This is a genomic window from Roseateles sp. P5_E11 (assembly GCF_054049355.1).
The window spans coordinates 1-7,485 of record NZ_JBFUMO010000275.1 but is presented as its reverse complement, the minus strand read 5'-3'; the positions used below and the strand labels follow the sequence as shown (position 1 = coordinate 7,485).

Genomic DNA, 7,485 nt, shown 5'->3' with positions numbered 1-7,485 from the left:
GACCAAGGCCTACTCCAACCACTCGCCGCGCTTCATCGTCGATGAGCGCGGGCTGGAGGTGGGCGTGCGCGCACTGGCCAATCTGGCGGTCGACTACCTGGCCGGCAAGGCTTGATCAGGGTGATTCTTGCGAGGCGCCGTTGTCACGCAAGCGTCTCAGCTTATCGAGCGTCTCGACCGTCTTTTCATCCGGTTCGGGCGCATCCCACAGCCACGTCCTTGATCCGCCGCAGCTTCCTACATGACGGCTCTCTCCAATAAAGAAGAGATACGTTTGACCTGGGCTCAGTGCAATGTCGTGTTGCTCCCACGTGGAGTAGACATCATCTCGATTGACCTCGAGCTGCTTGAATGACTCCAGGACTACGTACCTAGCACCGTATCGCCTATTACTTTCCTTTTTCACCTCGGTGACGCGAACAATCATCACTTCCTGAGCGCGCTGGAATTGTCTCTCCAGGGTCATCCCAATGCACAAGGCTGAAGCGATGCCCTGGTGTAGGAATAGGGCCAAAGCAACCGCGATGTATTTCATTGGGTGTCAACGAATGAATTCAGCCGACCAGCCAGCGGGGCTGCCGCTGGTCGTCTGCAATGAATGGTAAGACCGCCGCATTGAAGTGCCTCAGACCCGCCCTTGATGACTGGACTTTGCCGAGCAGCGGCGCCGGTCACCGCATCGTAGCCGCGAAGGGTTGACCGGTCCTGGCGGCGAACTACCGCCCGTGGCCTGCGCGCTGAACAGCGGCAATGGCAATGGCTGCACAGAGGGCACTTCTGAGTGTGCCTGCGCCGCCCGATCAACTCGGCGCGAGGTTCAGGAAGAAGCGCGACAGCCAGCCCACGGCGTGGGCGTCCGCGGTAGCGCCGCGGCCGCGCTGCTCGATGCGCACATTGGCCACCGACGTCGACGGCACCGCATTGCCCTGCGCAATCATGCGCGGGTCGACCTGGCCGGAGAAGCGCAGCACGTCGACATTGCGGTTCACGCCGATCTGCTTTTCGCCGCTGATCATCAGATGGCCGTTGGGCAGCACGCCGGTGACGACGGCCGTGATGGCGCCGGTGAACTCGTTGGTGTTCTGGTTGCTGCCCTTGCCCTTGTTGTCATTGGCCGATGTGGCCTCGGCGCTGGCCCTGCCGAATGCCTTGGGCGAGATGCCCGGCACCGCGGTGATGCCGGCCGACAGGCTGCCCGTCTTGCTCAGCTCGCTGGTGCTCGTCTGCGAAGCCGAGACGCGTTCGGTGATGTTGACCGTCAGCGTGTCGCCGACGAGGCGGGCGCGGTGGTCCTCGAACAGCGGGCGGTAGGCAGCGGCCTGGTAAATGGAGCCATTGGTGGGCGCCATGGCCTGCACCGGCGGCAGGTTGACGACCGGCGTGTGGGCCAGCTCGACCTGGGGCTCGGGGTAGGGCGTGGCGCAGCCGGCGAGCAGGGCGGTGGCGACCAGGAGTCCAGTGAGTGCAACGATTTTCATGACAACTTGTCCATTCATAAGGCCGCGGAGCAGGCCGCTCATCCAGCGGCGCCGCGGAACCGGCTTTGCCGGGCCGCTGGCGCGCCCCCTGGGGGAGCGCGCGAGCGCTACGGGGGGAGCTAGATCTGGGCGAGCTTCTGCAGCATCTGGTCGGAGGTCTGCACGGCCTTGGAATTGAGTTCGTAGGCGCGCTGGGTCTGGATCATCTGCACCAGTTCCTCGACGACGTTGACGTTGGAGGTCTCGACGAAGCCCTGTTGCACCGCGCCAATGCCGTTGTTGTTGGGCGAGCCGGTGTTGGGCGTGCCGCTGGCGGCCGTCTCGGTGAACAGGTTCTGGCCCTTGGGGTCCAGGCCGGCCGGATTGACGAAGGTGGCGAGCTGCAACTGGCCGACGGTCTGCGCCGCGGCCTGGCCGGGCAGGGTGACGCTGACGGTGCCGTCGTTGCCGATGGTCAAGCTCTGCGCGTTGGCGGGAATGGTGATGCCGGGCAGCAGCGTGTAGCCGTTGTTGGTGACCATCTGGCCATTGGCATTGAGCTGGAACGAGCCGTCGCGTGTGTAGGCGGTCGTGCCATCGGGCTGCTGGATCTGGAAGAAACCGTCGCCCTTGATGGCCAGGTCCAGGTTGTTGCTGGTCTGCTGCAGATTGCCCTGCGTGTAGATGCGGGCCGTGGCCACCGGGCGCACGCCCAGGCCGACCTGCAGGCCGGTGGGCAGCGTGGTCTGGTCGGTGCTGTTGGAGCCGGCCTGACGCATGTTCTGGTAGATCAGGTCCTCGAAGACGGCGTGCGAGCGCTTGTAGCCATTGGTGGCGACGTTGGCGAGGTTGTGCGAGATGTTGTCCAGCTGGGTCTGCTGGGCTTCCATGCCGGTCTTGGCGATCCAGAGTGAGCGCATCATGGTCAGGTACTCCCTAAAAGTTTGGCGGACTGCTGACCCTGGGTCTGCGCGATCTGCAAGAGCTTCATCTGCTGCTCGAACTGGCGGCCCGCGGCGATCATGGCGACCATGGTCTCGACCGGGCTGACGTTGGAGCCTTCCAGCGCTCCGTCCTGCAGGCGAGCGGCCTGGTTGGCAGGCAGGTCGCCCTCTAGAGCGCGGAACAGGCCGTCGTCGCCACGCGTGAGTTGGTTGGTCGCTTCGGGCGTGACGAGCTTGAGCCGGCCCACGGTGGTGGGCTTCTGGTTCGGTGCCTTGGCGCTGACGGTGCCGTCGCTGCCGATGGCCACCTCGCTGTTGGCTGGCACGTTGATCGGCCCGCCGTCGCCCAGCACCGGCATGCCGTTGCGCATGACGAGGATGCCTTCGGCGTTCACGTCCAGCGAGCCGGCGCGGGTGTAGGCCTCGGTGCCGTCATTGGCCTGCACGGCCAGCCAGGCATTGCCCTGCATGGCAACGTCGAGGTTGCGGCCAGTCGGCGTGAGCGGGCCTTGGGCGTCGTTGTAGCCGATGGTGGTCTCCAGCGCGAAGGCGCGCGTGGAGGCGCCGTCGCCGCGCACCGGCACGGCGCGAAACGCCTGCAGCTCGGCGCGAAACCCGTTCGTGGTGACGTTGGCAAGATTGTGCGAGAGCACGTCCTGCCGTTGCATGGCCGCCTTCGCGCCCGCCATCGAGAGGTAGATCATGCGGTCCATGTGCGCTCCTTTGCTTGGTGCGCGCGCCAGCGCCGCACCTCCTCAAGCGGCCGCCGTGGAACCGGCTTTGCCGGGCCATTGGCGGCGCCCCCTTGAGGGGGAGCGCCGAAGGCGCTTCGGGGGTGGGTCATCCCTTGCGAGAGCACGTCCTGCCGCTGCATGGCCGCCTTGGCGCCGGCCATCGAGAGGTAGATCATGCGGTCCATCGCGCGTCCTCAGCCGTCGTGATCAGCGCAGGTTGACGATGGTCTGCAGGACTTGGTCCTGCGTCTTGATCGTCTGTGCATTGGCTTGGTAGGCGCGCTGGGCCGTCACCATGTTGACGAGCTCGGCGGTCAGGTCGACGTTGCTTTCCTCCAGCGCGCCGGACTGCAGCGCGCCCATGTTGCCGTCGCCCGGCACGCCGACGACCGCGTCACCCGAGGAGACGGTGCGGATCCAGACGTTGCCGCCCATGGTCTGCAGGCCTTGCGGGTTGCGGAAGCTGGCGAGCTCGACCTGGCCGGCCGGCTTGCTCTGGCCGTTGGAATAGCGGGCCTGGACGATGCCGTCGTTGGCGACCTGGATGCCGGTCAGCTGGCCCGGGGCATAGCCGTCCTGGGTCAGGTTGGTGACCGCGAAGCTGCTGCCGTTCTCGGTCGCGCCGGTCAGGTTGAGCTGGATGCCGGGAATCGCCAGCGTCGGGTTGCCGCGCGTGCTGGTGCCGGCCGGCACGGACATGGAGATCGTGCCGGGCGGTGTCGTCGCGCTGCCGGCGATGGCCGAAGGCGCGCCGCCGGTGGGCGGGAAGGTGACGGTGGTGTAGGGGATCGTCGGGTTGCCGTTGGCGTCCAGCGGGATGGCGTTGCCGGAAGCATCGGTATCGAAAGGCGTGCCGTTGGCAGTCGCGTAGACGTTCCAGACGTCGTTGGGCGGCACGGCGCCACTGGGGTCGGTCGCGCGCTGGAAGTAGAAGGTCACGGCGACGTCCTGGCCCTTGGCGTCGTAGGCCGTCATGGACGTCGCGTTGTTGTAGGTCGTGCTGTCCTTCAGGTCCATGCCGGTGCCCGTGCCGCCACCGGGGGCGGTGGCCTTCAGGCGGGAGTCGAGGTTGAGCTCCATGCTGACCTTGGTTGTCACGGCGGGCGGGATGCCGCCGGTGGGCAGCTGCAGCGGTTGGGCCGTGCCGGGTTGGATGACACCCGCGCCGTTGGCCGGATAGCCCATCAGCTTGAGGCCCTCGTTATTGACGATGAAGCCATCCTTGCTGACCTTGAACTGGCCGTTGCGGGTGTAGCGCGTCGGGTTCACACCGTCGCTGACCTGGAAGAACCCGCCACCGTTGATGGCGAGGTCCATCGGGTTTTCGGTCGTCGTGATATTGCCCTGGGTGAACTGCTGGGCGACGGACTGCAGGCTGGTGCCGATGCCGACCTGGTTGGCGCCGGCGCCGTTCAGCGCCGCGGCGTAGACGTCGGAGAACTCGGCCCGCGAACCCTTGGCGCCAAAGGTGCCGGAGTTGGCGATGTTGTTGCCGATGACGTCCAGGTTCTTGGAGGCGGCATTGAGCCCGGAAAGGCCTTGCTGGAAGCTCATGGGGAGTCCTTGCTATGCGGGAGAGGTGATCAGTTGACCGAGGAGACGGCCGTGTAGTCCACGGGGCCGAGGCGTTCGAGATTGAGCTTGAGGCTGCCGTTCTCGCTGTAGACGGCGTCCACCTTGTCGTGGGCGTAGAGCGTGGACGTGACGGCCTTGGCGCCGTTGGCTGCGGTGATGCGGTACTTGACTTCGGTGCCCTCAGGCACCTTGGTGCCGGCGGGCCAGGAGAAGGTCTGGCGGCCCGAGCCCTGGGCACCGAGCTGCACGGTGTCGATGACATTACCGGCCCCGCCGAGGATCTCCAGCTTCACGGTCTGKGCCGCGCCGTCGAGCTCGTAGCTGCCGTCGGCAGCACCGTTCTCGACTTGGATCTTGTCGCTGGGCACGCTGACCTCGCGGCCCACCAGCGAGATGGACTGCAGGGCCTGCATCTGGCCGAGCTGGCCGCCCAGGCTCTTGATGCTGGTGTCTAGCGTGGACAGGCTCGTCACCTGCTGGATCTGCGCCATCTGGCTCGTCACCTGCGCGTTGTCCATGGGGTTGAGCGGGTCCTGGTTGTTCATCTGCGCGACGAGCAGCTTCAGGAAGCGGTCCTGGGTTTCGGCGGCGTTCTTGGCGGAAACGGTGGGCGTGCCCGTCGTGCTGCCGTTGAGTGCGGTGATGTCCATAGCGGGCTTTCAGCGGTCAGGACTGGCCGAGTTGCAAGGTCTTGAGCAGCAGGTTCTTGGCCGTGCTCATCACCTCGATGTTGTTCTGGTAGGAGCGCGACGCCGAGATCATGTTGACCATCTCTTCCACCGGGTTCACGTTGGAATAGGTCACATAGCCATCGGCATCGGCCTGCGGATGCTTGGGGTCGTGCACGCGGCGGCCGGGGGTCTGGTCCTCGGTGACGCTGGTCACGCGCACGCCGGCGCTGCCGCTGTCGTTGCCAGCGCCCATCAATTGGGTCTGGAAGACGACCTGGCGCGCCTTGTAGGCCTGGCCGTCCGGGCCGGCCACGGTGTCGGCATTGGCCAGGTTGCTGGCCACGACGTTGAGGCGCTGGCTCTGGGCGCTGACCGCGCTGCCGGCGACGTGGAAGATCTGGAACATGGACATGGTTCAGCCCTCCTCAGCTCTGGTTGTGCGACTTCATCGCATCCAGCGTCGTGCGTACGGCGCCGTTGATGAAGCGCAGCGTCGCCTCGTACTTCACCGAGTTGTCCGCGAAGCTGGCGCGTTCGCGGTCCATGTCGACACCGTTGCTGTCCAGGCTGGTCTGGGACTGCAGCGCGTATTCCTTGCCGCTCTCGCCGCGCGCACCGGCCAGCGGCGCGATGTGGCCACGCTGCGTTGCGGCAAGAGCGCCGGGCGTGCCGATCTCGCCGGTGGCTTCGCGCAGGGCCTTGGCGAAGTCCATGTCGCGAGCCTGATAGCCTGGCGTGTCGGCGTTGGCGATGTTGCTGGCGAGCTGGCGCTGACGCTCCGCCCGCAGCGTGAGCGCCTGGGTCTGGAAGTTCAGCGTGTCTGTCAATCGGTTCAACATCTGGGGGCCTCTTTCGAGGTTGCTTTCGAGCTGAAGGGCCGGGATGGCTCTTCTCGCAAATTGTCTGGAGCAGCTCCGAAAACATGAGCGGGATAAACGGGGGCAAAGCCGTTCAATTCCGACCTAGGGACTGCTGGCCCCTCTCTAGAGTGGCGGCCATGCTTCGTGCCACCCTGCTCCTTGTCTGCATGCTGCTCTCGGCCGATCCCGGCCTGGCGCAGACCGTGCCTGCGTCGGTGCTTGATCCGGCGCTGGTGGAGCGGGTGCGCGTGCTGGCCGAGACGGCCGCGCGCGCCGCGGCACCTCCCAATACCCGTGTGGCCGTTGAGATCGGCGTACTTGACGCCCGGCTGCGCCTGGCGCCCTGCCAGCAGATCCAGCCTTATCTGCCGCCCGGCATGGCCGTCTGGGGCAAAAGCCGCATCGGCCTGCGCTGCACCGATGGCGTGGCGCGCTGGAATGTCACGCTGCCAATACGCGTTGCCGTCTTTGGCCGCGCCGTTGTCGCCAGCGGCCCGCTGCCGGCTGGTGTGAATTTGTCTCAAGAACAGCTGGCCGTGGCCGATATCGACATCGCAGCCGAGCCCGGCGCCGTCTTCACGGATCCGGCCCTGCTGATCGGCCGCACGCTGGCCCGCCCGCTGGGCGCCGCCGAGGCGGTGCGCGCGCCGGCGCTGAAGTCGCGCCAATGGTTTGCCGCCGGAGAGACCGTGCAGGTCCGGGTTGCGGGTGAGGGATTTGCCGTCGCCTCCGAGGCGCAGGCTCTGTCGGCGGGCATCGAGGGCCAGGAGGTCAGGGTGAGGTTTGAGAGTGGTCGCGTCGCCAGCGGCCGAGCAGTCGGCGAACGCCGCGTGGATGTGTTGCTATGAGCAAACTGCCACGAATCTTGAGAACTGGCCGGAAAAACCGGCCAATTCCCGCTCAAGTTCCTAGGCCCGGGGCCGATACAGGAGGAAACTCCCCTGCAATGCCCTCTGCGGGGCCCGCCCCGCACCCTGGAGAAGCTCATGAAGATCGGTAACAGCCCTGACGGCACCGCCAGCCCGCCCAAGGCCGAGCGCCCCGCCTCGCGCAAGCCCGAGGCTGCCGGCACGGCCGATGTCGTCCGTCAGACCGCCCAAGCCGCGACCTCTGCGCCCAGCGCCCAGGTCGCCATTTCCAACACCGCCAAGCTGGCTGCCAGTGGCAGCGCCGACGACGGCAGCTTTGACGCCGCCAAGGTCGCACGCATCTCCAAGGCCATCAGTGAGGGTAAGTTCACGGTC

At 66.3% G+C, this 7,485-nt stretch carries 11 protein-coding genes; 2 read left to right on the top strand and 9 right to left on the bottom strand.

Features of this window, described 5'->3' with window-relative positions; genetic code table 11:
- Positions 1 to 115: 115 nt before the first annotated feature.
- The 9 genes from ACXJKR_RS18960 to flgB all read right to left on the bottom strand — a co-directional run bounded on the left by ACXJKR_RS18960 (position 116) and on the right by flgB (position 6,220).
- Positions 116 to 535, bottom strand: coding sequence for a hypothetical protein (locus ACXJKR_RS18960; protein ID WP_457324131.1), 420 nt, complete (start codon positions 533 to 535; stop codon positions 116 to 118).
- 265 nt (positions 536 to 800) lie between these two features.
- Complete coding sequence (locus ACXJKR_RS18955) at positions 801 to 1,478, bottom strand: flagellar basal body L-ring protein FlgH (RefSeq protein WP_457324130.1); 678 nt, start codon at positions 1,476 to 1,478, stop codon at positions 801 to 803.
- 119 nt (positions 1,479 to 1,597) lie between these two features.
- Complete coding sequence (flgG, locus tag ACXJKR_RS18950; RefSeq protein WP_457324129.1) at positions 1,598 to 2,380, bottom strand: flagellar basal-body rod protein FlgG; 783 nt, start codon at positions 2,378 to 2,380, stop codon at positions 1,598 to 1,600.
- Between the two features lie 2 nt (positions 2,381 to 2,382).
- Positions 2,383 to 3,114: a flagellar basal-body rod protein FlgF gene (flgF, locus tag ACXJKR_RS18945; protein ID WP_457324128.1), complete on the bottom strand. Its 732-nt coding sequence runs from the start codon at positions 3,112 to 3,114 to the stop codon at positions 2,383 to 2,385.
- Positions 3,102 to 3,320, bottom strand: coding sequence for a hypothetical protein (locus tag ACXJKR_RS18940; RefSeq protein WP_457324127.1), 219 nt, complete (start codon positions 3,318 to 3,320; stop codon positions 3,102 to 3,104). The genes flgF and ACXJKR_RS18940 overlap by 13 nt, the downstream gene beginning before the upstream one ends.
- Positions 3,321 to 3,342: 22 nt before the next feature.
- A complete protein-coding gene (gene flgE, locus ACXJKR_RS18935; RefSeq protein ID WP_457324126.1) occupies positions 3,343 to 4,689 on the bottom strand; it encodes a flagellar hook protein FlgE in 1,347 nt (448 codons plus the stop codon).
- Positions 4,690 to 4,718: 29 nt separating this feature from the next.
- Positions 4,719 to 5,360, bottom strand: coding sequence for a flagellar hook assembly protein FlgD (locus ACXJKR_RS18930; protein ID WP_056199134.1), 642 nt, complete (start codon positions 5,358 to 5,360; stop codon positions 4,719 to 4,721).
- 16 nt (positions 5,361 to 5,376) lie between these two features.
- Entirely contained in the window at positions 5,377 to 5,793 is a 417-nt protein-coding gene (gene flgC / locus ACXJKR_RS18925; protein ID WP_056199131.1) for a flagellar basal body rod protein FlgC, read from the bottom strand.
- Between the two features lie 13 nt (positions 5,794 to 5,806).
- On the bottom strand, positions 5,807 to 6,220 hold the full coding sequence (flgB, locus tag ACXJKR_RS18920; RefSeq protein ID WP_056199128.1) for a flagellar basal body rod protein FlgB: 414 nt from the start codon (positions 6,218 to 6,220) through the stop codon (positions 5,807 to 5,809).
- Between the two features lie 158 nt (positions 6,221 to 6,378).
- On the opposite strand from flgB, the gene flgA reads away from it, so the two are divergent.
- Together flgA and ACXJKR_RS18910 are read left to right on the top strand one after the other, a co-directional pair.
- On the top strand, positions 6,379 to 7,089 hold the full coding sequence (gene flgA / locus ACXJKR_RS18915) for a flagellar basal body P-ring formation chaperone FlgA (RefSeq protein WP_457324125.1): 711 nt from the start codon (positions 6,379 to 6,381) through the stop codon (positions 7,087 to 7,089).
- Between the two features lie 138 nt (positions 7,090 to 7,227).
- Positions 7,228 to 7,485: hypothetical protein (locus ACXJKR_RS18910; protein WP_457324124.1), on the top strand; the 258-nt coding region annotated here is incomplete at its 3' end.